General features: G+C 44.4%; 21 protein-coding genes. 9 read left to right on the forward strand and 12 right to left on the reverse strand.

Annotated features, from left to right (window positions below):
• Nucleotides 1-21: 21 nt before the first annotated feature.
• On the reverse strand, nucleotides 22-1,539 hold the full coding sequence (cls, locus tag FPZ44_RS17290; protein ID WP_144992120.1) for a cardiolipin synthase: 1,518 nt from the start codon (nucleotides 1,537-1,539) through the stop codon (nucleotides 22-24).
• Between the two features lie 352 nt (nucleotides 1,540-1,891).
• Between cls and FPZ44_RS17295 the strand changes: the two genes are divergently transcribed.
• The 3 genes from FPZ44_RS17295 to FPZ44_RS17305 all read left to right on the forward strand — a co-directional run bounded on the left by FPZ44_RS17295 (nucleotide 1,892) and on the right by FPZ44_RS17305 (nucleotide 3,234).
• Entirely contained in the window at nucleotides 1,892-2,464 is a 573-nt protein-coding gene (locus FPZ44_RS17295) for a TetR/AcrR family transcriptional regulator (protein WP_144992122.1), read from the forward strand.
• A 108-nt stretch (nucleotides 2,465-2,572) separates the two neighbouring features.
• Nucleotides 2,573-2,920, forward strand: coding sequence for a DMT family transporter (locus FPZ44_RS17300; protein ID WP_144992124.1), 348 nt, complete (start codon nucleotides 2,573-2,575; stop codon nucleotides 2,918-2,920).
• Nucleotides 2,920-3,234, forward strand: coding sequence for a DMT family transporter (locus tag FPZ44_RS17305; RefSeq protein ID WP_144992126.1), 315 nt, complete (start codon nucleotides 2,920-2,922; stop codon nucleotides 3,232-3,234). Before FPZ44_RS17300 ends, FPZ44_RS17305 begins: the two co-directional genes overlap by 1 nt.
• Before the next feature lie 400 nt (nucleotides 3,235-3,634).
• On the opposite strand, the gene FPZ44_RS17310 is transcribed toward FPZ44_RS17305, so the two are convergent.
• On the reverse strand, nucleotides 3,635-4,315 hold the full coding sequence (locus FPZ44_RS17310; protein WP_144992128.1) for a TorD/DmsD family molecular chaperone: 681 nt from the start codon (nucleotides 4,313-4,315) through the stop codon (nucleotides 3,635-3,637).
• Between the two features lie 859 nt (nucleotides 4,316-5,174).
• Here FPZ44_RS17310 and FPZ44_RS17315 point away from each other — a divergent pair.
• From FPZ44_RS17315 to FPZ44_RS17335, 5 genes are all read left to right on the forward strand, one after another.
• On the forward strand, nucleotides 5,175-6,266 hold the full coding sequence (locus FPZ44_RS17315; protein WP_144992130.1) for a M24 family metallopeptidase: 1,092 nt from the start codon (nucleotides 5,175-5,177) through the stop codon (nucleotides 6,264-6,266).
• A gap of 394 nt (nucleotides 6,267-6,660) precedes the next feature.
• Entirely contained in the window at nucleotides 6,661-7,326 is a 666-nt protein-coding gene (locus FPZ44_RS17320; RefSeq protein WP_144992132.1) for an amino acid ABC transporter permease, read from the forward strand.
• On the forward strand, nucleotides 7,307-7,960 hold the full coding sequence (locus FPZ44_RS17325; RefSeq protein ID WP_144992134.1) for an amino acid ABC transporter permease: 654 nt from the start codon (nucleotides 7,307-7,309) through the stop codon (nucleotides 7,958-7,960). The genes FPZ44_RS17320 and FPZ44_RS17325 overlap by 20 nt, the downstream gene beginning before the upstream one ends.
• A gap of 132 nt (nucleotides 7,961-8,092) precedes the next feature.
• Entirely contained in the window at nucleotides 8,093-8,875 is a 783-nt protein-coding gene (locus FPZ44_RS17330) for an amino acid ABC transporter ATP-binding protein (protein ID WP_144992136.1), read from the forward strand.
• Nucleotides 8,872-9,780, forward strand: coding sequence for a transporter substrate-binding domain-containing protein (locus FPZ44_RS17335; RefSeq protein ID WP_144992138.1), 909 nt, complete (start codon nucleotides 8,872-8,874; stop codon nucleotides 9,778-9,780). Before FPZ44_RS17330 ends, FPZ44_RS17335 begins: the two co-directional genes overlap by 4 nt.
• A 337-nt stretch (nucleotides 9,781-10,117) precedes the next feature.
• On the opposite strand, the gene FPZ44_RS27165 is transcribed toward FPZ44_RS17335, so the two are convergent.
• From FPZ44_RS27165 to FPZ44_RS17380, 10 genes are all read right to left on the reverse strand, one after another.
• Entirely contained in the window at nucleotides 10,118-10,201 is an 84-nt protein-coding gene (locus FPZ44_RS27165; protein ID WP_222429819.1) for a putative holin-like toxin, read from the reverse strand.
• A 283-nt stretch (nucleotides 10,202-10,484) separates the two neighbouring features.
• Nucleotides 10,485-11,048: a hypothetical protein gene (locus FPZ44_RS17340; RefSeq protein ID WP_144992140.1), complete on the reverse strand. Its 564-nt coding sequence runs from the start codon at nucleotides 11,046-11,048 to the stop codon at nucleotides 10,485-10,487.
• 68 nt (nucleotides 11,049-11,116) lie between these two features.
• The gene (locus FPZ44_RS17345; RefSeq protein ID WP_144992142.1) at nucleotides 11,117-11,569 is read right to left on the reverse strand and encodes a hypothetical protein; all 453 of its coding nucleotides are present in this window, start codon (nucleotides 11,567-11,569) and stop codon (nucleotides 11,117-11,119) included.
• Nucleotides 11,570-11,725: 156 nt separating this feature from the next.
• Nucleotides 11,726-14,455: an alpha-mannosidase gene (locus FPZ44_RS17350; RefSeq protein WP_144992144.1), complete on the reverse strand. Its 2,730-nt coding sequence runs from the start codon at nucleotides 14,453-14,455 to the stop codon at nucleotides 11,726-11,728.
• A 45-nt stretch (nucleotides 14,456-14,500) separates the two neighbouring features.
• Nucleotides 14,501-15,784, reverse strand: coding sequence for a glycoside hydrolase family 125 protein (locus tag FPZ44_RS17355; protein WP_144992146.1), 1,284 nt, complete (start codon nucleotides 15,782-15,784; stop codon nucleotides 14,501-14,503).
• Nucleotides 15,785-15,966: 182 nt separating this feature from the next.
• Nucleotides 15,967-17,448, reverse strand: coding sequence for an ABC transporter substrate-binding protein (locus FPZ44_RS17360; protein ID WP_144992148.1), 1,482 nt, complete (start codon nucleotides 17,446-17,448; stop codon nucleotides 15,967-15,969).
• 111 nt (nucleotides 17,449-17,559) lie between these two features.
• Entirely contained in the window at nucleotides 17,560-18,477 is a 918-nt protein-coding gene (locus FPZ44_RS17365; RefSeq protein WP_144992150.1) for a carbohydrate ABC transporter permease, read from the reverse strand.
• Between the two features lie 17 nt (nucleotides 18,478-18,494).
• Entirely contained in the window at nucleotides 18,495-19,442 is a 948-nt protein-coding gene (locus FPZ44_RS17370) for an ABC transporter permease (protein ID WP_418789184.1), read from the reverse strand.
• 738 nt (nucleotides 19,443-20,180) lie between these two features.
• Complete coding sequence (locus tag FPZ44_RS17375) at nucleotides 20,181-21,764, reverse strand: response regulator transcription factor (RefSeq protein WP_144992155.1); 1,584 nt, start codon at nucleotides 21,762-21,764, stop codon at nucleotides 20,181-20,183.
• 32 nt (nucleotides 21,765-21,796) lie between these two features.
• On the reverse strand, nucleotides 21,797-23,695 hold the full coding sequence (locus FPZ44_RS17380) for a sensor histidine kinase (RefSeq protein WP_144992156.1): 1,899 nt from the start codon (nucleotides 23,693-23,695) through the stop codon (nucleotides 21,797-21,799).
• 461 nt (nucleotides 23,696-24,156) lie between these two features.
• Here FPZ44_RS17380 and FPZ44_RS17385 point away from each other — a divergent pair, with 461 nt between their 5' ends.
• Nucleotides 24,157-25,038 (forward strand): C40 family peptidase, encoded by an 882-nt coding sequence (locus tag FPZ44_RS17385; RefSeq protein ID WP_144992158.1) that lies wholly within the window; start codon nucleotides 24,157-24,159, stop codon nucleotides 25,036-25,038.
• The last annotated feature ends 113 nt before the right edge of the window (nucleotides 25,039-25,151 follow it).

Raw genomic sequence — 25,151 nt, forward strand, 5'->3', positions numbered from 1 at the left:
CTTTCAAATTTAACGCTGCTACTATAATAACGGAGAAAATAATCGTGCTAAAGATTCCAAGAACCTCGTTCTTTTTTTCCTCTTTTTGAATTGTTCTTCATTAATACGAGCTGCTGATTGAAGATCACGCTCAAAGTCTGTCACAAGCCGCTCGATACTATCTGTACGCACAAGCAGCGCATTCACCTCAAAGTTCAAATAAAAGCTGCGCATATCCATATTCGTCGTGCCAATGGTCGCAATTTCCCCATCGACAATGACGAGCTTGGAGTGCAAGAAGCCTTTTTCGTATTCATATATTTTGACACCAGACTCAATGAGCCCTGGGAAATAGGAATGAGATGCGAGAAAAGGCAGCCATCGATCTGGCTTCGCAGGAAACAGCAATCGAATATCAAGCCCTGATAAAGCAGCTACCTTAAGTGCAGTAAGCAAGTCCTCATCTGGTACAAAATACGGGGTAGCGATCCAAATCGACTTCTGTGCAGAAGTGACCATCGAGAAGAACAGATTTTTCATCGTCTGGAATTCTTGATCGGGTCCACTCGCAATAATTTGGACAGCCCCGTGCTCTGCTTCTGGATTTAACGTGTTGCAGGATACAAAATATTTCGGATCTACAACCTTCTCCTTCATCATATGACGCCAATCTTTAAGGAAAATAGCTTGCAGCGTTTGCACCGCTTCCCCCCGAACAATCATATGTGTGTCCCGCCAGAAACCGTACGTCTTGTTACGGCTCAAATATTCGTCCCCAACATTTAATCCCCCCATAAATCCAACGCTACTATCGATAACTACAATTTTCCGATGGTTACGATAATTAACCTTGTTGGACACAAGATGGAATCGCACAGGACCGAATACAGCCACTTGAACGCCTGCTTCACGCAGTTCTTTTACAAAGCTTTTTTTCAAATATACACTGCCTACCGCATCATACATAAAACGAACATGTACCCCGGCTTTTGCTTTTTCAATCAAAATTTGCTGAATTTCTCTACCAATATCATCATCGCGGTATATGTAATATTCCATATGGATGTGATGCTGTGCCATTCGCAATTCATGCAGCAAGGCGGAAAAGGTCTCTTCCCCATTCGTCAGCACCTTAGTCTCTGTAGAAAAACTAACTGTACTATTACTAATACGATTCATAAGCAGCAGCAGCTTGCGCTGTTCTGACGTAAATTCTCTGGCTGTGTATTGGCTCTCAATCCACTGCGCCTTTAGAAACGCATACTCTTCTTTATCACGCTTCGCCTTCTTCGAGTACTTGCGACGTTTGCGATAATTTTGCCCAAACAACAGGTAAAAGACGAATCCTAGCACAGGGATAAGTGCTAGAATTAGCAGCCAAGCCATCGTACTGGATGGATGTCGATTCTCCATGAAAATAATAAGAGCCAACGTGAAAACAGCAATTGTAGTCAAAATACTTAGCGTTGTGGCAATTGTTCGACCAAATGTATCATTTACGTAGTAGCCGAGCGTTAAGAGCATTATTAGAAATAATGTAATTTGCATGCCCCTTCTCATTACGTGTGTGCCCTCCACTTCGAATGTCTATGTGTTTATTATGCCCTTAACTCTCTTCTCTTGCCAATCTACATTTCGTGTATGATCATTACACTCCGTACATCATGCTCAATCGCTATTCATAACAAATGCAGAAAAAAATCTTTTTTATATATATTGACAGACATATCTCCATGTGAAATAATAGCACCATATTAACTAACGACCGTTAGGTAGTTAAAATAAGTTCCATGACAAAGTTGATTATACTGATGAGTAATATGAAGCTCGGCATACAAAATTCTCTAACTTGCTTATCCAGTAGGAACAGCCTGTTTGGAACAAAATAATGCTAATGAGGAGGTCTCCTATTATGACAGCTAACCGGATCCAACAAGTTGCACTTGCCCACTTTGCGGAGCATGGCTACGCGGAAACTTCGCTCGCAATGATTGCTGAAGAGGTCGGCATTAAGAAGCCTTCGATATATGCACATTTTAAAAGTAAAGATGATCTTTTTCTGCGGGTCGTTCAAAATGTGTTCCAATCCGAGCTGGATTACATTACAAAGCTGGCTGAAGCAAACCGTGAAATGCCATTAAAGCAGCTGCTGCCGTTGATGCTTACCACTTATCAAGAACGGTATGATACACATCCGGACATGAAATTTATGCTGCGTACCTCCTTCTTCCCACCTGCTGGGATGGAACAGGAAGTCATGGAGCGGTTGTATACGTATTTGGACACCTTGGAGAAATATGTAGCTTCACGTATTTCAGCTGCGGTGCAAGCGGGAGAGATTGCAGATGTGAACGCTGAACAAGCTGCCACAGCATTTCTTTGCTTGCTTGATGGATTTTTCGTAGAGCTGCTTTACGGCGGTCCGGAACGTGCTTCGCGAAGACTGGAAGCAGCATGGTTATTTTTCTGGAGAGGCTTGAGTTAAGAGCAGTAACAATAAACCAAGCACACTTACATTACACACGTAATGGAATGACTGATGTTGTGAAGTAATGAAAATTATTAAATAGATAAGGTAAAGGGGAGAATCAACGTGAACAAGCATTGGGGATTGGTACTCTTAGCTGGATTTCTAGAAATTTTCTGGGTATCTGGCTTGAAATATTCAACGGAGTGGTGGCATTGGGCCTTAACTATCGGTGCTATTGCTCTGAGCTTCAAGGTGTTAATTGAGGCTGCTTCCAAGCTTCCACTTGGTACGGTATACGCTGTGTTTACGGGTATCGGTACTGCAGGTACCGTACTAATGGAAATTCTTGTATTCGGGGAGCCCGCCAACCCAATTAAACTATTCTTCATTGCAACGCTGGCTGGTGCCGTTATCGGTCTTAAGCTGGTAACGAAAGATGAGAATGAAGAAGCGAAAGAAGGTGCAGCATAATGGCATGGTTGATATTGATTACTGCAGGTTTGTTTGAAGTGGCAGGTGTACTCGCAATTAAGCGTGTTACGACACATCGCAATTGGCAGTCATACTTGATGCTTGCCGTAGCCTTCGGATTAAGCTTCTCGATGCTTTCTTATGCAATGAAATCCATTTCGATGGGTACTGCATATGCCATCTGGACAGGTATCGGTACAGCGGGTAGTGCTGTATTAGGAATGACCCTGTTCAAAGAGCAAAAAGACTGGAAGCGAATCTTGTGTATCGCAGTCATCATCGCTTCTGTTATCGGTCTAAAGCTGTTAGCGTAACCAACTATAATGGGTTATGTATTTGTAAGTAAGTTTTCGTAGGTATTCAATAGATGCAAGTAAACTATCGTAATCTAAGATGCCTATGCTTGAAGCACTTCTTATCACTTATAAATAGCGTGTATAAAGAGCACTTATACAGACAAAAGCAAAAAAGACCTGCCTTAACGACAGGTCTCACGGGCTGTCTCCGTCATATATACATGACCCGAGGCAGCCCTTTTATTATTCTAAATCTATCTATTTATACAATGCCCTACGTCAGATGGCCTCATTTTCATACTAATTATCTCATACTACAAACCTTTACGGTTGTTCTCGGTTACATGTACAAAGGTACAAGATCGCAAGCTCCAAGCTTGCATCTGTTCAAAAGGTTATTTCCAGCAAATTTATGTTTCTATGCCGCGTCCCCTTCTAGCGCCCAACGTGCTTCTCGTGCTACAAATTCTTGCAACAGCGTACCAATAGCACCGTACAATGGGTGTGTCGTATACTGTTTCAAATCATCAGCGAAGCGTGCCGCCCAACATTGCAAATGCTCCTGTACAAATCGACGCTGCCCATTCATATAGCGGCTGAATCTTTCTTCGGTCATAACCGTGTTCAGCATTTTTTCAATTAACGTAATCATAAATTCAAGTTCAATCGCAATATGGTCGTCCGTCTCGCCTCTTAGCTTCTTAAAGTGAAGGCTGAACTGTTCATATTCCTTGCAAACCTCTTGTGCATAAGACTTCGGCAGCATCTGCTCGTTCGCACGATACATCGTCTCACATGGAGATACAGGCAGCTCGCCTCCACGGTTGAACAAACGTGCATATTCATCACGCAAGCGAGCGAACAAACGATACATATCCTCTGCTGTCATCTTGCACAACGTCTCATGAACGATACGTGCTCCTTCTGAGATCTGTGACAATCTAATCAGTTCTGGATGATTGCGCCATGACATTATCACCTCAAGTGTCGGTGCTTCCCCAAGAAAATCAACCAACAGTTGATAACCGGCCTTTCGTATCTCTAACTGTTCTACGGTTTGTTCATTCCAATGGACTGGCTGTTCTGCCGTTGTCGCCATCGTCGGTCCCCTCCATCAAAAATCATCCTTTTTCCTATCCTTACATTTCCATTTTCCCACAGATGAAGATGAAATAGTGTGCCAAAAATCAAAAAATCGAGCTAGAATTCGAATATTATGTGAACCTCATCTCAAGGACAGAACGAACTGTTCTCAGTTCGGCACTAGTCGGAAAATGATACCACAGAATTATTATTTCTCTGTTTGAATGATATTTACTTCCACAATCTTTCACTATTCGCTTTATTTCATCAGACTGTAGTCGAATATAATCGAAAAATGTTCCACGGGGAACGTGAAACATTTGGAAATAAATAAGGTCTAGTTTCGACTATTCTGGAGTCTATGCTTTCATCCTTCATGAACATGAAATCCAAGATGGGACAGGCGATGGTGCAGACTTACAGGCTGTATGTGCAAGCGGCTCACAGGCTGTATCATCTGCTTTCAGATGGCCTTACAGGATAGAAGGCATGTCCCTTCCACCTTCTAACGGTCGCCATTGATGTTATTTTCGCGAAATCGCCGATATTAATTATGTAACGGTCATAGGAGCGCTTATTTTAGCCATCTTGCTGAATGATATCGCTCACATTGAAAAAAAAGCTCACTGACAACCTTTATATTTCAAATGAAGGATATTTGAACTGAATAGCCTCTGTGGCAACCGTTGCATCAATGCCATTCATTAAAGCTCACTTTACACCTTTTCTAACATGTCAATTTCCTTCAGCTTCTAAGAACTACTTACACAACCACTTCTACAACTCCCGGTGCTTTCTTTATCAAATTCGCATTTCTAAGACAAACATGATATCGTCGATATATATCAATTTAGAACGGAAAGGATGACTACACCATGAATAATCTCGTACAACAGCTTTATGAAGCAATGGAGCGCATGCAATGGGACGCTATGCTCATTACCGATCCGAAGCATGTGTATTACTTTACCGGCTTTGCTTGTGACCCACATGAGCGCTTCCTCGGTATCGCGCTCGTACAAGGACAAGAACCTGTCTTGATCGTCCCTGCTCTAGATGGAGACAAAGCTGCTGCTGATTCTTCCATTAAGCGCATCGTGACTCACAAAGATACGGACAATCCTTATTCCATTCTACGCGAACAGCTACCAGCTTCCCTTCACACATTTGGGATTGAGAAGGCACATATGACGGTACAGCGCTATGAGGCACTGCAAGCTGTCGTACAAGCTGCTAAAGTTGAAGACATCGGGCAAGAACTGCAAGCACTTCGTGTTGTAAAGACTGATGCAGAAATTGAGCGCATGCAAGCTGCTGCTGACTGCGTTGAAACAGTGCTTGGCAACGTAGTAGAGCGCGTGCGTGTCGGCATGACCGAAGCTGAAGTCGTAGCAGAGCTAGAGTATGAAATGAAGAAGCAAGGTGCTGAAGGCCCTTCCTTCTCTACTATGGTGCTGACAGGCGACAATTCTGCACTACCGCACGGCATTCCAGGCACACGCCGTATTCAAGAGGGCGACCTGCTATTGTTCGACCTTGGCGTTTATTTGGACGGCTATGCTTCCGATATTACGCGTACGTTTGCCGTTGGCGAAGTAAGCGATGAATTAAAAGCTATCTACAACACCGTTCTAGCGGCAAACGAAGCCGCAATCGCAGCAGTGAAGCCCGGGGTTACATTCGGTTCCCTCGACCGTACAGCACGCGATCTCATTACAGAGCAGGGCTACGGCGAATATTTCACGCATCGCCTAGGCCACGGCCTCGGTATCGATGTACATGAGTATCCTTCTATTCATGAGCAAAATGAAGATATCCTTCAACCAGGCATGGCATTCACAATCGAACCTGGCGTATATGTTCCAGGCGTTGGCGGCGTGCGTATTGAAGATGATGTTATCGTTACGAAGGATGGCGTGCGTGTATTAACGTCCTTCCCTAAAGAGTTAACGGTTATCGGCGTATAACACGATAGAAGAGTGCGGGTTCTTTATGAATCCGCACTCTTTTTTTAATACATGTTGAATCTTTTCTCCAGCGGCAAATATAAATATACGAATGTTTATCAATAACCCAGTTGACAAGTTGGTTTACTATGAAATAATATAGTGGAAATATTAGTATTAGATTCAATGATTTGAATACGATATAGCTGACCGTACGGACGGAAGCCCTATTCTTACGCTAGGATGCACCCCACGCATCCCTAGTTGGAATACGGGCTTTTTTTATACCCTTCTTGCGAAGGAATGTCCAGCCAAGGTTCCTACCCTGCAGCATACTCCTGTCCCCGCACCCTCCCTCGTCGTCGCAGGAGCGCGCGGGAGTAGGAACCGATTCACTATCCTATGAGGTGAGAAGATGAAGCTTGATACTACCTTCATGATCGATCGTATCCCTGACTTTATCCAAGCCGCTTTGCTCACCGTTGAGATCGCAGCTATCGTTATTGCTGCCTCCCTGCTCATTGCGAGCATGTATAACGTTATTTTGTATAACCGTGTTCCTGTCATAACCACGCTTGTCCGTATCCATGTGGAAATAGCCCGCAACACGCCGCTGCTCATCCAGTTATTCTTTTTGTATTTTGCTCTGCCCTCACTTGAGATTAAGCTGTCCAACTATGATACTGCGATTATCGCGATGACTTTCTTAGGGGCTGGCTATTTAACAGAAGTGATCCGCTCGGGCATAGACGCCGTACCTGCAGGCCAAGAGGAATCTGGATTAGCGATTGGCTTAAGTAGAGCCCAACTGTTCCGCTACATCATTTTTCCACAAGCCTTACGCATAAGCACCCCTGCTTTATTTGCCAACTTTATATTTTTACTCAAAGAAACGACGGTCGTCTCCGCTATCGCGATTCCTGAAATTTTATATACGACAACAAGCTATATTGCGCTCTATTACAAAACATACGAAATGCTAATCATGATGACTGCGATTTACCTCCTGCTGTTCCTGCCGCTTTCATTTTTGCTCTCTTGGGTTGAGAGGAGGTGCCAGCATGGAACTATCGGGACTTGAATTGCTCCTACAATCCATGCCACAGCTCGTAAAAGGATTCATCCAAACGCTGCTGATCGCCTTTTACAGCATTATCTTAAGTACTATCGGCGGCATCCTGTTCGGGGCACTGCAAACGATCGGTTTACTATGGCTAAACCTACTGACCCGCTTCTATTTGGAGCTGTTCCGTTCCATACCGATTCTAGTTTGGCTGTTCTTCGTTTATTTTGGTCTACCGCTATTTTTCAATGTTCACTTATCCAGCTTTACATGTGCCGTACTTGTCCTTTCGCTGTGGGGTATTACAGAGATTGGCGAAGTAGCACGTGGGGCCTTTCAATCTATCGCTCGCGGACAACGTGATGCTGGGCGTTCGATTGGTCTCAGCACGATCCAGCTCTATCAATACATTCTCTTTCCACAAGCGCTGCGCCGAATGATACCGCCATCTATCAATGTGTATACGAGGATTATTAAGACGACTTCACTGACAGTGCTCATTGGAGTAACCGAAGTCGTTAAGGCTGGACAGCAAATTATTGAGCGGACTGGTGAAGCCGTAATGATTTACGGAAGTTTGTTCGTCTTCTACTTCTTGCTTTGCTATCCCTTGTCTGTCCTGTCGCGCAAGCTGGAAAAGCGCATGACCTAATATGACAGTATAAAAATATGAAAATGAAATCTCTGTTATGTGTACCTAGAAATGTACCTAGAAACTATGTACCTTCCAAATCGAACTAACCTCGTTGCTTGTTATAGAGAATAGAGAGAAAGGAACAGATTAATGACACATACCGCTGCTTCTAAACCCATTTTGAAGCTGATGAATGTCGGCAAGTCATTTCACAAACAAGTTGTCCTGAAAAATATTCACCTCACCGTCCAACGAGGCGAAGTCACCGTCATTCTCGGTCCGAGCGGCTGCGGCAAAAGCACGCTGCTTCGCTGCCTGAACGGACTGGAGCTCATAGATGAGGGAAGCATTCGTTTCAATGAGCTGGAGCTTACGCCCAAAGGCCGACAATGGCAGGCTGTACGCGAGCGCATCGGAATGGTGTTTCAAAGCTATCATCTATTCCCTCATATGAAAGTGATCGATAATATTTTACTCGGCCCCCTAAAGGTACAGAAGCGCAGTAAAGCTGAAGCCCTTGCGCAAGCAGAAGAGCTTCTTGAACGTATCGGCTTGCTCGACAAGCGAGATAGTTATCCACGCGAGCTATCAGGCGGTCAACAGCAGCGTATCGCGATTGTTCGCGCCCTGTGCATGAATCCAGAAGTCATGCTATTCGATGAGGTAACCGCCGCCCTTGATCCAGAAATGGTGAAGGAAGTGCTTGAAGTCATGCTTCAGCTGGCACGAGAAGGGATGACGATGATTATCGTCACACATGAGATGGGCTTCGCCCGTGCTGTTGCAGACCGAATTGTGTTTATGGATAAAGGATCCATTATCGAGCAAGGAAATCCGAAAAGCTTCTTCTCAGAGCCGCAAACGGATCGCGCCAAGCGATTTTTGCAGCAATTTTATGAGATAGAGACATGGAAAGGGAGAGATGTCATATGAAAAGAACATTTCATTCATTCGTGACCGTACTTGCGGCAATCCTACTTGTAACAACGTTATTGGCAGGTTGCGGCGGACAGAGCGACAAGCCGTCTAACGGGCAAGATACTGCGACTGACAAATCGAATACGGCAGGATCGAAAGCGAGTGGATCTTTGCAGCAAATCAAAGACCGTGGCAAGCTGATCGTTGGTATTTTTACCGATAAACCTCCATTCGGCTTCGTGGATGAGAAAGGCAGCTATGTCGGCTTCGATACCGACCTTGCAAAGCGGTTTGCCAAAGATTTGCTTGGCGAGGAATCAAAAATTGAATTTGTAACCGTAGAGCCAGCTAGCCGAGTACCTTATTTGCAAAGCGGCAAGGTTGATCTTATTCTCGCTAATATGACCGTTACCGAAGAACGTAAGCAAGCCGTTGATTTTACAAATCCAAACTTAAAGGTAGCTACTCAGCTAATCGTTAGCGATAAGAGCGGCATTCAATCGTTAGCAGACATTAAGGGAAAGAAGATCATCGTTACAAAAGGGACGACCGCTGATATTTATTTGACGAAAAACAATCCAGATGTTGAGCTCATCAAGTTCGATAAAAATACCGAGTCGCTGCAAGCGCTCAAAGATGGCCGCGGAGATGGCTATGCACAGGACAACATAATCCTTTATGCATGGGCACGCAAAAATACGGGCTATACCGTACTTACAGATAAGTTGGAAAAAGAGGCCCCAATCGCTCCAGCGGTGCAGAAGGGCAATGACGAGCTGCGAGAATGGGTAAATCAAGAGCTGGCCAAGCTCGGCGAGGAAAAGTATCTGCTAAAGCTCTACAATCAGTATTTACGCAGCGAACTCGGACCTGATGTAGATCCCAACGATGTTATTGTGGAGGGCGGCAAGTGGCAATAATGAGCGAAGTTATTGAGCTATCAGTCGTTAATAGCATACGAATAGACAAAATACGAAGAAATGCATATGCCATTGTCAGAAATAAGCTGTTTACCGTATACAATTGCGCCAATTTCGTTTGATACACGAAACACCCCTTATCCTACTCATAGGACAGGGGATTTTGTGCTGTCGATTTTCACCATTTCGTAGGTTTACGGAATAAATCCTTGAGGTTATAATAATCATAGAAAAGAGAGCCATGCGTCAACATGGCTCCGGCACAACACCGCAATAAGAGCGGTCGGCTGCAATAAGCACCGGTACAGAAATAGACCGAACCTTTGCGGGGGGCGGTCTATTTCCGTTTATTGACGGATATCAGCGCGATGAGAAGCGTCCCAAAGCTTATCATAAGCGTAAGCGCTTCGTACACTGACATGGGGCATCACCTCCCTCTGGGGAAGCTAGCCGACCGCGCCCTTATGGCCCTTTTTGTGCTTGTCTCATTATATCATGATTTACGCGTTAGAATTAACAAATGTTTCTCATATGAACTACTTTTGGTAAAAATTTATCCAACTTTAAGATTCATGTTCGAGCTTGCACAAAGTTGCTTCGTTGGATCACCGACTTCTCCTTCGTGCGGACAAAAGTGCAGCTATTTTAAGTAGAAATCATCATTTTGAGATACATAAGGGCAAATGTGCAGTTATTTTTCTCGATTATGCACTTGCTAAATCAATCCTCGTTTGTCCATCCGTTTTTTTCACTGTGACCTCCAGCTCTAATGCTTGAGCAATCTCACGAATAGGCACATACAGCGTTCCTTTCACAAGGATAGGGCCGCGATACCGCTTCTTATCCACTTTGCAAACATCGGATTCCTGCACACAAATTTGTTCGGGCTCATAGATCTTCTTATCATGAGGACCAATATCTTGACCCACAGGACGCGATTGAATCCAGAAGCCACGGTGCTCGTTGCCCCAGACCATTACTCGCTCTTCATTGAAACTAAACTCATACTGATGATAATCGTACAGCTCAGAACGCTTTGTATAACTAATTTTTGTCTGTAGCTTCTCAGTTAACGCTCGTAACGACACATAGCTCTTTCCGTCATTTACATATACGTGAGAAGTGCTTATGTTTTGCCCAACTACCGATAGTACATACTTTGATGGTAGTGCAGCTGCTTCCCCTTTTGTATCGAATCCAACCGTTAAAATAACAAACGCAGTTAGCAGCCCCATAACTAACCTCATTGTTGTTCTTTTTACCTTCATAAAAGAACCTCCTTATTTGCAAAAAGATTTATACAATATGAATCACCAAATTATCTACCATTGAATTGCTAACTTGATCTAACAAACCGCTTCACAACTAAACCTACATGAAAATAAAAAAGTGCAGAAAAGCTAAAAGCAAGCATATAAAATAGAACATTATTAAAGGTAACGCCGTTTCTAGAGATCACTAAAGCAGCAGCAATATAAGCCCAATAAACAACTACACCAGACAAAAAGAAACATAAACTACCGATCGCATATTTTATAAAAGAAGAGTATGTTAGCTTTTGAATCATTGAAGTTAATGCAATGGAGGTAGGCACACCCGTCAGAAGAAAGAATGGGGTAGCAAATATGAAGTAAATAAATACAAGACTACTATAGGAATAGTTCAAATCGAGTGAATGATAATTCGTTCCTTGATTGATATCGTGCATCCAAGCTAGTAATGGACAAGCGAGCAAACTAGATATGAGCGCCGTAATCAGTTCTTTCTTAAAAAGCATCTTAAACCGCAACACACCAACTCCAATCCACTCTATTTTAGAGTAATTATATCCAATTAGAAAAACGGATGAAATACCTATTAAGCTTATTCATTCCATTACCACTTCGCATATAAAAAAGACTGGCTGCTTCTCTGCGAGCATACAGAGAGCAGCCAACCTTTTTAATTATTTCATGCCGAGCGTAAAGATTTCCGCTGCGCCGAGATCCATGTTAGCGCGCTGCGCGTCTACGCTGGCAATTGCTTCGCCTGCGCGCTCCAGCACGTCCGAGCGGTAGAACCCGCTCGCTGCTGCTGGCAGCGTTACGCTAAGCGCGCGCGGTTCGTGCGCAAGGTTGTACCAGCGCGCGACCATGTCGCCGGTCTCTTCCGCCATCTTCAAGGAAGAGAACGCGACACCTTCGCCTTCCCATGCCATGAAGGCGTGGTCTGCCGCGAAGCGGCCTTCGTGCACGTCCGTTTGACGCACGAGGAAAGGCACTGGGAAGCTGTAAGCTTCCGCATAGGCACCGGACGCCACTACATCGCCCGCATGCGGGATGATGCTGTAGGAAGCGGTATTCGTGCCAAGGCACTGCGCTTCTGGCGTCGGGAAGTAGCCCCAGTCGCCAAGCTCGCCCGAAGAGCGAAGCAGCGTAACCGCAATCGTATTTTTATTGTCCTGCGATACTTCGTATTCGCATAGACCGATGTTCGCAACCGTCAACCCATGCGCGCCGTCGCTTACGCTGACGAATGCTTGCTGGTGCTGATCGTTGCTTGGGTTCTGCCATTCTTGTTCTGGCACGTTGTTGCGGCGTGCCACTTCGAAGATAGAATCCGCCACATGCGTTTCCGCTGTAAATCCTGTTGGGAACAAAGCACGTACACGATGATCCTTCGATTGATTCTCCATCGTCACGTTTACGTCCACACGCTTTGCACCGCGATCCAACGTATAGCGTGTGACGATCACGAATGGCACCATCTCTGTAGAACGCTGTGCCGTACGTTTCGGGAAGTCCACGACGTCCAGCATTTCTTGCTTCAGCGTTTCATCCGCGGATACCGGGATGCTCCAGTTGTGCTTCACTTCGATTACCGCACGGAATGCTGTATTCTCGATTAGCTTACGCTCCGCCTGAACATCCTTCGTCGTTAACGGTGTAGAGCCTTGCGGCATACGGAACATGTACTCGTTGCCGATGTCACCCGCGTCTTCGTAGACGTTAAGGCCATCGTACACGTGCCCTGTTCGTTTATCCGTCAGCTTCAATGCACCGTCCGATTGAACTTCTGCTTGCAGGAATTCGTTTTCCAGCGCGAACTCGCCTGTAACGAGGCTAGAAGCCTCTGCTGTTGCTGCTGCACCCGCTTCTGTAACAGGTACCCACGCCAACGTCTTGTATCCGAACGCTTGAATATGCTGCGCCTGCACGCGTACTTTGATAATGCGTGCCATATACGGCTGACGGAACTTATCCTTCGGCAGGTCATAGCCGAACATCACGCCTGCATCCTCCCACTCGCAATCGATCGCGTTGCCATTCGAATCAATAACTACGCCTGGCTCAATCGGCTCTGGCTTCATTTCTGCCGCCAACACTGTTGGATGCGCTTCGCTGAAATAGCGACGCTTCAATTCAAGCGTTACTTCGACAACCCCACTGCGCTCATAACCAGATGTGTTAAACACCGTAAACGGTACTGCACGCTTGCCTTCAAATGCCGTCGTATCGATTTGCGGTAGCAAGGAATCCAACGACTCGTTCACGATCATTTCTGTCATATGCTTGGACTTCTCAAACCGAGTCACCATTTCACGATGAACCTCATCGACGGAGCAGCCGCAAATGCTGTCATGCGGATGATTCTGCATCAATGTCTTCCATGCATAGACGAACAAATGATGCGGATAAGGCTTACCTGCTTGATGAGCAAATGCCGCCAACGGCTCTGCTACTTTTTCCAACAGCGTCTGGTTATCTGCATTCATTTGCTTCAAATACAAACGAGAAGAAGCCGTATTCACCAAGGTGTACCAGCCATCTGTACGCTGACTGCGCAATTCGCCTTCTACTGTCTTCAAGTTCTCAGGCAATTCCTCACGCACACGGTCTACATACTCGTTAAAGTTGGAGTGCACGAAGTCTACGTCAGGGAACAATTTTTTAGCTACTTCGATCGCTTGCGAAAGATCCGTCTGGATCGGCTGATGGTCACAACCGTTCATAAACAACAAGTGATTCGTCGAAGCGAATTTCTCCGCGTCTGGAATGCGTTTCTCCCAATAAGCTACTGCTTGTGCTTCATCTACAGGTACTTCCATACCGTTGCAGTACCAGTTCGCAAACAGAATGCCGATGACACGGGAACCATCTGGAGACTGCCAGATCATTTCAGAGAATGGTGACTCGTAAGATGCATCTTCAGACACTTGGTTGTTGAAGCCTGTTGGCTTAACACCGCGACCGAACATCGCAACATCAATGTCAGCTTGCTTCAAAATTTGCGGCGCTTGCCCCATATTACCGAAGGAATCTGGGAAATAGCCGACTTTCGAAATTTTGCCGCCATACTGCTTCGTGTCACGGTGACCGATCTGCAAGTTACGAATATTCGCCTCGCTGCTCGTCAGGAACTCGTCCTGTAGGATGTACCATGGTCCGATATGAATGCGTTCTTCCGCAATATATTGTTCCAGCTTGCCTTTCATTTCTGGACGTACTTGCAAGTAGTCCTCCAGCATAATCGTCTGTCCATCGAGGTGGAAGCTCTTATAGTTAGGATCACGTTCAAGTGTTTCTAGCAGCGTGTCCATCAATTCTACTAAGAGTGCATGATGATATTCATAAGGCATATACCATTCGCGATCCCAGTGTGTGTGGGAAATAATATGAGCCGTCTTTTTCGTCATAAGTCTCTCTCCTCTCCAACTTAAAAGGGCGTTTCATTTTGCAATCTATTTCTTCAACCAGAACTCACGGTGGATCAATTCAGAGAACAAGCTGTTCGACCAAGCGAACCATTCGCGCGTAAACTGCTTTGCATCGTCTTTGTGGAAGCCTTCGTGCATATAGCCTAGCTCTGCATCTGTATCTACTAGCATTGCGATAACTTCTTGAATCTCTTCATCTGTAGCAGCCGTCAAGCCTTGCATCGACAAAGCAATATGCCAGATGTAATCTTTCGGCGTATGTGGACTGCCGATACCGCGTGCTTGCTTGCCTGCGTAGTAGTAAGGATTTTCTTCGCTCAAAATAAGCTTTCTTGTATTTTGATAAATCGGATCGTCTGCTGACGTATAACCGAGGTACGGAATCGCGAGCAAGCTCGGCACATTCGCGTCATCCATCAAGTTATAGTTGCCGTACCCGTCTGTTTCATAAGCGTATACTTTTCCGTATTTCGGGTGATGGAAGATACCATAGGCTTGAATGCCTTCATCAATCTCTATGCCCAATCGGCGTGCCTTCTCTGCGAACAGCTCATCCTGATACACATCGCGTGCAATCTCTTCTAAGTAACGAAGAACGACAACCGCGAACATATTGGATGGGATCAAATAACCAAACGTACATGCATCATCACTTGGACGGAAAGCAGACCAAGTCATGCCTGTATAGTTAACTGGCATACCCATGCCATTATTTTTCAACGTATCTGTCGGACGGCAATCTTGGCGCTGGAAACGATAAGATGACTGCTCGAAATGACGCTGCTCTGTCGTCCACAAGTTCATAATGATATGTGCAACATGGCGGAATTCGCTATCGAACAACGAAGTGTCGCCAGTTGTTTTCCAGTACAAGTATCCAAGTTGAATCGGATAGCAAAGTGAATCAATCTCGTATTTGCGCTCCCATACCCAGCCATTCAGCTCCGTTATATCACGGTGATGAATCTCCTCAAGTGGAACAGGCGTCTCATTGAATGCATTAGCATACGGATCGATCTGAATATACTTCATCTGCTTACGTACAAGGCCAGCAATAATGCGGCGTACGTCTGCGTCCTCTGCCGCCAATGGCAAGTACTGGCGAACTTGGGCGCTGGAATCGCGCAGCCACATCGCAGGTATGTCACCTGTGAATACATAAGATGTGCCATCCTCATGCAGCTTTGTCGTTGTTTTCAACGTATTAGGAAAACAGTTGAGGAACAACTGCTTCAATTTCTCATTATCGTTTAATCGAGTTGATGCTTCTTCCATCACGCGAAGCACGGCTTGGGGTAGACGTTCCATATCGATTCTCTCCTTCTCTCCTAGGGCAAAAATGAAAAGATGCTGCTCTTATAAGACACAATCAGGTGAAGCCGATGCTCCACCTGATTGCATAGATCGGGCTATTCATTTCGCTTCTGCGGATGTTTCATTCTTGTTGTCAATGCTGCAGTAGACAAAGATTCGTCCAATCACATCGAAACTTATTTTTTGGATGCTTTCCATGCATCCAATTGTGTTTGCATTTCAGCTTGAACCTTATCCAAGCCAGCTGCTTTGAACTTCTCGATTGCTTTAGGAACGTAAACTTTAGGGTCTACTGTACCTGTGAACAAGGAAGCGTAGAACTCTTCTTTCACGTTTTGCAATGCTGCCACTTCAGATTTCACGCTGTCCGCGTTGAAGTGGAATCCAAGCAATGGTGCATTTTCAGCAGAATTGTTAAACTTCTCGAATTGCTCCCATTTGTCTTTAGGGTCTGTAGGCAGCTTATCCAAGAGGAAGAAGTTACCCAATGTGAAACCAGGCATATCGTAGCCTTCTGTCTTAGCAGGCAAGAATTCAATTGTTTCTGCATCGATACGCTTGAAGTGCTCGCCTTCGATACCATGGTTGATCATGTTGCGAAGCGTCTTGTCAGAGTTCAGCAAGTTCAAGAACTCTACTGCTTTCTCTGGGTATGCAGAGTTAGCAGATACCGCATGCATTGCACCCATTACAGACCAATTGTATACATATGGTTTCGTGTAAGGTGTAGAAACAACTTCATAACCCATAGATTGAGACCACAATGCGTCAGCAAACGGCTGTGTATCTGGCATGTCTACGAGCCAGTTACCTGTTTTCATTTCATCGCCGCTGGATGCAGTAGAAGCATCTTTCTTCAGGTAACCTTTTTTGTAGTACTCATGCATCGTTTCCAAGTCTTTCATTGTATCCGGCTGTTCCAAAACATTTACGAGTTTCATTTCATTTGTATCTGTCAAAGCAACACCGATTGGCAAGTTCTCAGAAATCAAATCATAGTTCAAACCGAATTTGAACTGCTTATCTGCAGATAGCGGATACATGCCTGGCTCGCCTGCTTTTACTTTTGCAAGGATCGGCTCAAGGTCTTGAAGCGTTTTCACGTTTTTGTAGTCGATACCGTATTTATCTACAACCTTCTTGTTGAAGCGGAAAACTTTCTGTGCAGGCAACTCTTTGTTAACTGGAATTGCATACGTCTTGCCATCGATTTTCGCACCTTCTAGGAAGGATGGATGAACGTTCTTCGCGATATCTTGGCCTTTTGTTGCCAAAAGATCATCAAGCGCTAAGAAAGCACCTTTTTTCGCGTTTGTTACATAGTCGAATGCCCAAGAAGCTGTGAATGCGATGTCGTAAGGCTCACCGGAGTTCGCGATTACTTGCATCTTCTCGTTGTACTCGCCCCAATCATACATTTTCATCTTGACGGTTACACCGATCTTTTCTTTCGTATACTCGCTGACTTTTGCCATTACTTTGTCAACGTCTTTTTGTGGAGTACCGATTGTATACCAGATTAGCTCAACTGGCTTTTCAGCTGTGCCTTCTGTGCTACCGCCAGTTGCTTCTTTTTTACTGCCGCAGCCTGTGAGAACAAGAGAAGCGACCATTACGAGACAGAACGTCATCATGAGCAATTTTTTTGCTTTAGCCATTCTTGTCAACCCCTTTGTATAAGCGTGATGAATTGCATATATGGTGTCTGCCCTGACCACGATGACCCTGAATCCCCTATCACTCAGTGGCCAGAGCAGGAATACCCGGCATTACTCTTTTACTGCACCAATCGTCAAACCTTGAACGAAGTAGCGCTGGAAGAACGGATACGCACAAGCGATAGGTACAGTTGCCAATACGACAAGTGCCATTCGCGTTGCTTCTGCAGGCAAGGAGCGCATGAGTTCCAACGATTGTCCAGATGCACTTAGCTGAGCATTGTTCATCAAGAACTGCATACTGTTCTCAATTCGCATTAGCATCGCTTGCAATGGAACGATGTTCGGATTGTCGATGTAGAGCAAAGCATTGAACCAGTCGTTCCAATAGCCTAGCGTCGAGAACAATCCAATCGTTGCAATACCTGGTAAGGAAATCGGCAATACGATTGTGATAAACGCTCTTAGCTCGCCCGCACCGTCAATTTTTGCAGATTCGATAATCGCATCTGGAACCGAAGTGCTGTAGAACGTACGCATAATCAAGATGTAGAATGCGTTTACCGCCAATGGTAGAATCAATGCCCAAATGCTGTCTTTCAAGTTCAGCACTTGTGTAGCTACCATGTACGTTGGTACGAGACCACCATTGAATAGCATCGTGAAAAAGGCCATAAAGGAGAAGAATCCACGATACTTGAAGTTCTTCCGAGATATCGCATAAGCGAACAAACAAATCGTAACTAAGCTGATAAGCGTACCCACAATGGTAATAAAGATCGTTACCCCATAAGAGCGAAGTAATTGATCGCCTGCTTTGAAAATGTACTCATAAGCAGCGAAGCTCCATTTTTCAGGCCAAATGGAATATCCATTTTTGTTCAACGCCGCCTCATCTGTAAATGAGATAATGACAACGAATAAGAACGGGAACACACAGAGTAAAGCGAATCCGCCTGCGATAATATTGAACACCACATTCATCATTGGTGAGAGATGGTGGACGTCGCGGTGTTTTTTCTTGCGCATAGTCAGTCCTCCCTACGTTAGAACAACGCGTTGTCTTTGTTGGATTTACGTACGATCCAGTTCGATGTGATGACGAGAATGAAACCGATGAACGACTGATATAGACCTGCTGCCGTACTCATCGTAATTTCCCCTGTCGCCTTCAATCCACGATAGACGTACGTATCGATAACGTTCGTAACCGGATACAGCGGACCAGAGTTCCGCGGTATTTGATAGAACAAACCGAAGTCTGCGTAGAAAATACGACCAATCGCAAGCAGCGTCAAAATCGTAATCAGTGGTGTAATCGATGGAAGCGTAATATGGCGAATTTGCTGCCATTTGCTCGCTCCGTCAATCATCGCAGCTTCATAATACGTTTTATCGATACCAACAATCGCTGCCAAGTAAACAACGCTGGAGTAACCGACGCCTTTCCATATGTTCATAAAGGTCAAAATGTAAGGCCAATACTTTGTCTCGGAGTACCATGAAATAGGTTCCGCACCGAACCAAGCAAGAATCTGGTTCATAACCCCTTTGTCTACACTCAAGAAGCTGAATGTAAAGTAGCTGACGATAACCCAAGACAGGAAGTGCGGCAGGAACATACCTGTTTGATAAACCTTTGCTAGACGCTTGTTCACAATCTCGCTCAGGATGATAGCCATTGCGACCGAACATACCAAACCTAAGATGATAAACACAAAGTTATACAAGATTGTATTTCGTGTTATCAAGAAAGCATCATTTGTACTGAACAAATATTCGAAATTCTCGAAGCCTACCCATTCACTCTGCATCAAGCCAGCAAAGAATCCATCTCGATGAATCCGATAATCTTTGAAAGCGATAACAGTTCCGAGCATCGGTAGGTAGGAGAAGAACAAGAACCATAGTGCTCCCGGGAGTACCATGAGAAGAAAGATCCGGTTGCGATAGAGGTTCTTTAAGCTGTTCATAATCGTTTGCATCCGATTCATCCCCCGTTGCTTTAATGTAAATTAAGCGTAACGGATCTGATGTATTTTCTATAGTCAACAAACTTTAGATTTGGTGTACAAAATAAAGAAAGGGCTTACATTGGCTATAATTAGGACACCAAATTGATGAATACCCTTAATACATATAGCTATGTAAGCCTTTTATCACGTCTGTTGATTATCCAATATTCAAAAGTAGAACATGCCTATTTCGTTGTCGCATTCTTGTCTTTAAACGTTCTTGTCTTTAAATAAGTGAGCTTGATTGCCTAAGTATTCGGCTAGCCGCCTAGTATAGTGTGGAGAGAACCGTGTGAAAAAGGAAGCTGCGCATGTTCACTGCATGCATACCCTAGCATGATTGCTTGCTTGCTCTAACGGTCGCCACAGAGGCTAATCTGCCTCTATTCACTTATTTTGAAATGTAACGGTTGTCAGTGAGCCTATTTTTCGGAGTTATCGATATCATTCATCAATATTTCTAGAATAGGCTCTCTGGCGACCGTTAAAATTCTAATATGGACGATTTCACTAAAATAACGTCATTAGCGACCGTTAGAGCAAGCTGCGTCGTACAGCAACGACTTTACGTAGAATGCTCAACAACACATTCGCGGCATATGTTCACGATGTACGCACACGATGCATGTTCCACACGCCATATGTTCACAGCGCATGCTTACAATGCAAGTTGTCACCCTTCTATTAAGCAAGTGTTCCTTATTCAATGTCTTGCTGTTAGGAACGGAGTTCTTGCTCCACACCGCTCCGCATTTCCCGATATTCTTTGGGCGAAGTACCCACATACTTTTTGAACTGTTTATAAAAATAGCTTTTATCCCAATAGCCGACTTTCTCAGCGATTTCGGTCATGCGATAGTGCGTCTCTACTAATAGACGCTTTGCATTTTTAATGCGAGTCTTGTTCAAATAATCCGAAAACGTACCGTTCATTTCTTTTTGGAACAATTGCCCCAAATAAACAGGATTAATATTGTACACCTGACTTAACGTCTTCAGCGACAGCTCCTCCGCATAGCGCTCCTCCATATGCTGCAGCACCTGCTTTACAACCGGAGACATATCCTGCGGCTGCGTGAGCAGGTCGATTAGATGATCCGCTATTTTCGCTACATGTTCCCTAATCGCATCTAGAGAATGCAGGCGATAGACCTCACTGAACCAGTCAATATCCTTGGCGGGCAACTGAACAGCCGTCTCCTTAATGGACTGCTTCCACACCATTAACAGCTCAACCGCAAAGTTGCGCACATCACGTGGCTCCGCCCCATCTGATTCCGTCAGATGAAGGAAGTCCTGCTCCAATTGCTCATGCAGCTGCTCCCTATTTTTCGCATACAGCAGTCGCACATAAGACTCAACATCAGGCTGCAAGGAAGCTGGTCTTGAAGAACGGTAGCGCATCGCTTCCTCGTAATCCAATATCATTTCATCCATCCGTACAAGATGATAAGGCTGCAGTTGCTTCGCATGAGCATAGCTTTGCGCTGCTTTCGTGTAGCCAGCCTGAATACTACCTGTCGTCAATTGTAGAGTAATGCCGCCCAGCTTTTGTTCCGTCTCTTGCTTCCATTGCCGCAGCGTTCCTAGCAGCTGTTCTTTATCGGATTGTGTATCCCCTATGCCGAATACAAACACGACTTCTCCATCCCATTCACGCACAATGAAGCTGTATTCGTAGGAGTGGATAAATTCATTTGCGGCACGCCATAGCTGTTCCTGCTGGAGTTGTTGCATTTCAGTCGCAAATTCGCCTTCCATGCGAACGAGCACCGTCCAATAATACGCATGCTTAAACTGCAAATTTAGCATGTCGGCACGCTGCTGCAGCTCTTCCATATGAATCTGATCCCGTACCCAGCGATATAATACATTTTCACGCAAAATATCACGATTATGCAGCTCCACCAATTGACTGGAGCGCGCTTGCTCCATCTTCTGTACGGTCGTTTCCAGTGTAGAACGGAACTCCTCTAAATTAATCGGCTTCAGCAAGTAGTTCTCAACCCCAAGCTTAATGCCTTCCTTCACATAACCGAACTCATTGTACCCGCTCAAAATAATGAAACGAGTATGAGGATGAACAGTCTTCATGCGCTCGATAAGCTGCAGCCCTGTCATTTTCGGCATCATAATATCCGTTACAACCAAATCCACTGGCCGCTCTTGCAAGGCTTGCCAAGCAGTTTCGCCATTTTCAGCCTGACCTACAATCGTTAAACCATAATCGTTCCATTCTAAAATGCTTTGCAACCCTTCTATGATGAACGGTTCATCGTCTACTAGAAATACTTCAAACATGTCGTATCCCTCCACTTCAGATGCGTGCGTCACTAGCCTATTGGAATGCGTATTGTTACGGTTGTGCCTTCTTGATAGATACTGTCAATCTCTATCCCAGCCCGATCGCCGTACAGAATTCGAAGCCGGTTATGGACATTTTTAATGCCTAGAGAGCCATGATCCTGCAAATCATCGCTGCTCAATTCTTCTTGCAGCTGCTGCAAACGCTCAGGTGGAATACCCGAACCATTGTCACGAATGCGGATAACGAGTTCTTCTTCCTCACGCAGTACATGAATCCAAATATGATTATCTGTCCGCTCCAAGCCCAAACCATGGACGAGATAGTTCTCAATCATAGGCTGTACGGATAGCTTCATTACCTGATAACCGCCAAGGCCAGCATCCATCTCAATTGTGTATTGCAGCTTGTCTCGGTAGCGAATACGCGTCAGCTCCAAGTAGCGTTTACAGTTCTCAATTTCTTCTTGCAGCGTAATATGCGTCTTATCCTTAACCATATGTCGGAAAATGGAAGCCAAGTTATAAATCATATCGCCCACATCATGCGCGCCTTTTGCTACAGCCCGCATGCGGATCACTTCAAGCGTGTTATATAAGAAGTGAGGTTTAATCTGTGATTGCAATGCCACAAGCTCGGCATGCTTTTGCTTCAACTCAGACTTATAGACACGATTAATGTAATCCGATAAATCGTTCACCATATGATTGAAGCTATTCGCAATATCAGATAGCTCATCTTCTTGATGGAAGTTAATACGTGTATCCAGCTTGCCAGCTGGTACTTGCTTCATCGCTTTCACGATAACTTGCGTCCGTCTAGAAATACGAATCACAGTCACGTAAGCGATTGCAACGACTAAAATTACACATAGCACCGTCACTACACCGATTGTTGTTCGCACACCTGCCAGCCGATCTGTCACTTCCCGAGATGGAAGCATGGAAATGACCGTCATCCCCAATTTATTCGTTTGCGATAACGTTACATACGTTTCACCGATACTATCCAAATTCAACTTCAACGGTTGATTGCGCTTCATCGCCAGCAGCTCAGTTCGATTATTTTCATAGGCGGTCGCCATTTTCTTGTTATTGAAATAAATGACTTGAGCCTGCTCGTTCAAAACGATAACCGAATCAAGCTGCTCAGCATCCACCAGCCTATGGCGAATGCCATCGATGCCGAAGTCGATCAGAATCTCACCAGATGTCGTTAGCGTATCTGGATTGTTAATACGATTGGTTACCGTAAAATAAGGAAGCGCAGATGGCTCTTTGTCTGCCTCTAATGGAGCCTGTTCCTTTGCCTCCTCGCTGTGTTGAGATGCATTTGGGTTATCGATATCTATCGTTGCATCCTGTGCTTCATCTTCATCTGAAATCTTTGATTCATTGTCCTGCTCTGGATAACGATCCCGAAGGAACTGAGGATCGGGAGTAACTTCCCATGGATACACTTTGCGGAAAACACCGTTATCGCTATACATAAAAGCAAACCCTTGTCTTGGGCTTACTAGAACAATATTTTTCAGATCAGAATCTTTCCAAAATTGATTCGCATAGAACGTGTGAAAGTCCCGCACAAAGAAGCTATTGCTCTCGCTGTACGTATCTAATCGATAGCGTAAGTAGGACTCATAGCCATTTTCCAAAAAGTATACCGTATCTCTTATCAGAACGTTGTCTTGATAAAGCTGCTGTAAAAGCAGCTGCGATGTCTCGTACTTCTGGTCAAAATATCGATTCATCACATCAACCGAGCGCTGCTGTTCTAGCAGCATCGAGCTCATATCTTTACGAACAAAAAATTGATAGGTAAAAAGAGATAACGTTACTAATGATATAAGAGCGATACAAGAGTATACGACAATTAATTTATTAAATAACCTGCGTTTAAAATGAGTCTGATAGATTCTTTTAAGCATCAAACAAAGCCTCTTTTCTCCGTACACTCGATACGATAAGTGGCATTACTCTTTATTAAATGTAAGCGCATACGAATATGACTATCGCCTGTCTTTCTAGTATTAATATAAATGATATATATGTATATAACAAATGAGGAATGCCATACGATTTACTAAATAAACAAGCAAAAACCTTATGCAAAACCTCTTTGTTAACGTTTTGTAATCTTTTCCTCACCCCCTAAATATCCCAATACAGCGGGCGTTACAAGCTTTATCCATAATGTGGGTGATCGTTTTATACGGCTAACCGTTTGACATGGTTACAATTTTGTAAGACAATAATCAATGTATTAAGAAACTGTCATAACTGATGCTGCTTACATACATTCACGCATTTGTGATATCGGATTTATAAGTTACGACAGCTTGATACGAAATTCCAAATACTTATGTAGTTACTTACAGGAGGCGATGATTTGAAAACGGCAATAAAGACAGTTCTCCTAGCGGGAGCGGTCTTCGGATGCATGCTCTTTACGGATGGCGCGCTCGGAACGAAAGCTTACGCCTATGACGGAGACAAAAAAGCTTCAATTACAATCAATGGTCAACAACTTACCTTTACAAATACAGTACCTGTATTGGAAGATGGGGAGACGATGTACGTCCCAGTTCGCGATTTCGTGAACAAGATGGGATGGACGATGTCTACATCTGACATTAACAGCAATCATATGAAAATTATTGTCAAAAGCGCTGATACGACAGTCGAATTCCGTACAGATTCCGCTACGGTAAAAGTAAACGGAAAATCGGTTAAAATGTCGGATAAGCCTTGGATATATAAAAATACAACTTACATTCCATTGCGATTCTTTGTTGATGAAATGGGCGTAAAGTTCACTTGGGATGCGAAATATTTAAAGACACTTCCATCTGTAGATCGCAACAAGAAGGAAGTTTCCATCCAATCCAGTAAGCAAGACTTGAACAAAGTAGATGCTGTTATTAACACAGCTTACAGCTACATGGGCGTGCCATACGTATGGGGCGGAACAACTCCAGCTGGATTTGACTGCTCTGGATTCTTGAATTACGTATTCGGCAAACACAATGTGGATCTTCCACGTACCGCACATGATATCTACAAAAATGCCGGTGTAGACGTTAAAAACCCTCAAAAAGGAGATCTTGTATTCTTCTCTTCGAGTGGTTCACGTATTACACACATCGGTATCTATGTTGGAGATAACCAATACATTCACGCTTCCTCTGGGAAAGTGAAAGGTGTTACGGTTTCTAGCCTTGGTTCCAGCTGGTCTAAACAGACTTATGTTGGAGCGAAGCGCGTTCTATAAAAATTTAATAAGAAGCTATTTATCTAAATGTCCAAAAAATGATAAGGGTTGCCCGCATGTCACACTCGTTGACTGGGCAACCCTTTTTTTATGCAAATATCAGCCTAGTTCCA

The organism is Paenibacillus agilis (assembly GCF_007786455.1).
In the GTDB taxonomy this organism is placed as follows: Bacteria; Bacillota; Bacilli; order Paenibacillales; family Paenibacillaceae; genus Paenibacillus_B; species Paenibacillus_B agilis.

Coding starts and splice junctions, on each gene's coding strand:
- cls (WP_144992120.1), bottom strand. CDS start 1,539: ATGAGAAGGGGCATGCAAATTACATTATTTCTAATAATGCTCTTAACG.
- FPZ44_RS17295 (WP_144992122.1), top strand. CDS start 1,892: ATGACAGCTAACCGGATCCAACAAGTTGCACTTGCCCACTTTGCGGAG.
- FPZ44_RS17305 (WP_144992126.1), top strand. CDS start 2,920: ATGGCATGGTTGATATTGATTACTGCAGGTTTGTTTGAAGTGGCAGGT.
- FPZ44_RS17310 (WP_144992128.1), bottom strand. CDS start 4,315: ATGGCGACAACGGCAGAACAGCCAGTCCATTGGAATGAACAAACCGTA.
- FPZ44_RS17315 (WP_144992130.1), top strand. CDS start 5,175: ATGAATAATCTCGTACAACAGCTTTATGAAGCAATGGAGCGCATGCAA.
- FPZ44_RS17320 (WP_144992132.1), top strand. CDS start 6,661: ATGAAGCTTGATACTACCTTCATGATCGATCGTATCCCTGACTTTATC.
- FPZ44_RS17325 (WP_144992134.1), top strand. CDS start 7,307: ATGGAACTATCGGGACTTGAATTGCTCCTACAATCCATGCCACAGCTC.
- FPZ44_RS17330 (WP_144992136.1), top strand. CDS start 8,093: ATGACACATACCGCTGCTTCTAAACCCATTTTGAAGCTGATGAATGTC.
- FPZ44_RS17335 (WP_144992138.1), top strand. CDS start 8,872: ATGAAAAGAACATTTCATTCATTCGTGACCGTACTTGCGGCAATCCTA.
- FPZ44_RS27165 (WP_222429819.1), bottom strand. CDS start 10,201: ATGTCAGTGTACGAAGCGCTTACGCTTATGATAAGCTTTGGGACGCTT.
- FPZ44_RS17340 (WP_144992140.1), bottom strand. CDS start 11,048: ATGAAGGTAAAAAGAACAACAATGAGGTTAGTTATGGGGCTGCTAACT.
- FPZ44_RS17350 (WP_144992144.1), bottom strand. CDS start 14,455: ATGACGAAAAAGACGGCTCATATTATTTCCCACACACACTGGGATCGC.
- FPZ44_RS17355 (WP_144992146.1), bottom strand. CDS start 15,784: ATGGAACGTCTACCCCAAGCCGTGCTTCGCGTGATGGAAGAAGCATCA.
- FPZ44_RS17360 (WP_144992148.1), bottom strand. CDS start 17,448: ATGGCTAAAGCAAAAAAATTGCTCATGATGACGTTCTGTCTCGTAATG.
- FPZ44_RS17365 (WP_144992150.1), bottom strand. CDS start 18,477: ATGCGCAAGAAAAAACACCGCGACGTCCACCATCTCTCACCAATGATG.
- FPZ44_RS17370 (WP_418789184.1), bottom strand. CDS start 19,442: ATGAATCGGATGCAAACGATTATGAACAGCTTAAAGAACCTCTATCGC.
- FPZ44_RS17375 (WP_144992155.1), bottom strand. CDS start 21,764: ATGTTTGAAGTATTTCTAGTAGACGATGAACCGTTCATCATAGAAGGG.
- FPZ44_RS17380 (WP_144992156.1), bottom strand. CDS start 23,695: ATGCTTAAAAGAATCTATCAGACTCATTTTAAACGCAGGTTATTTAAT.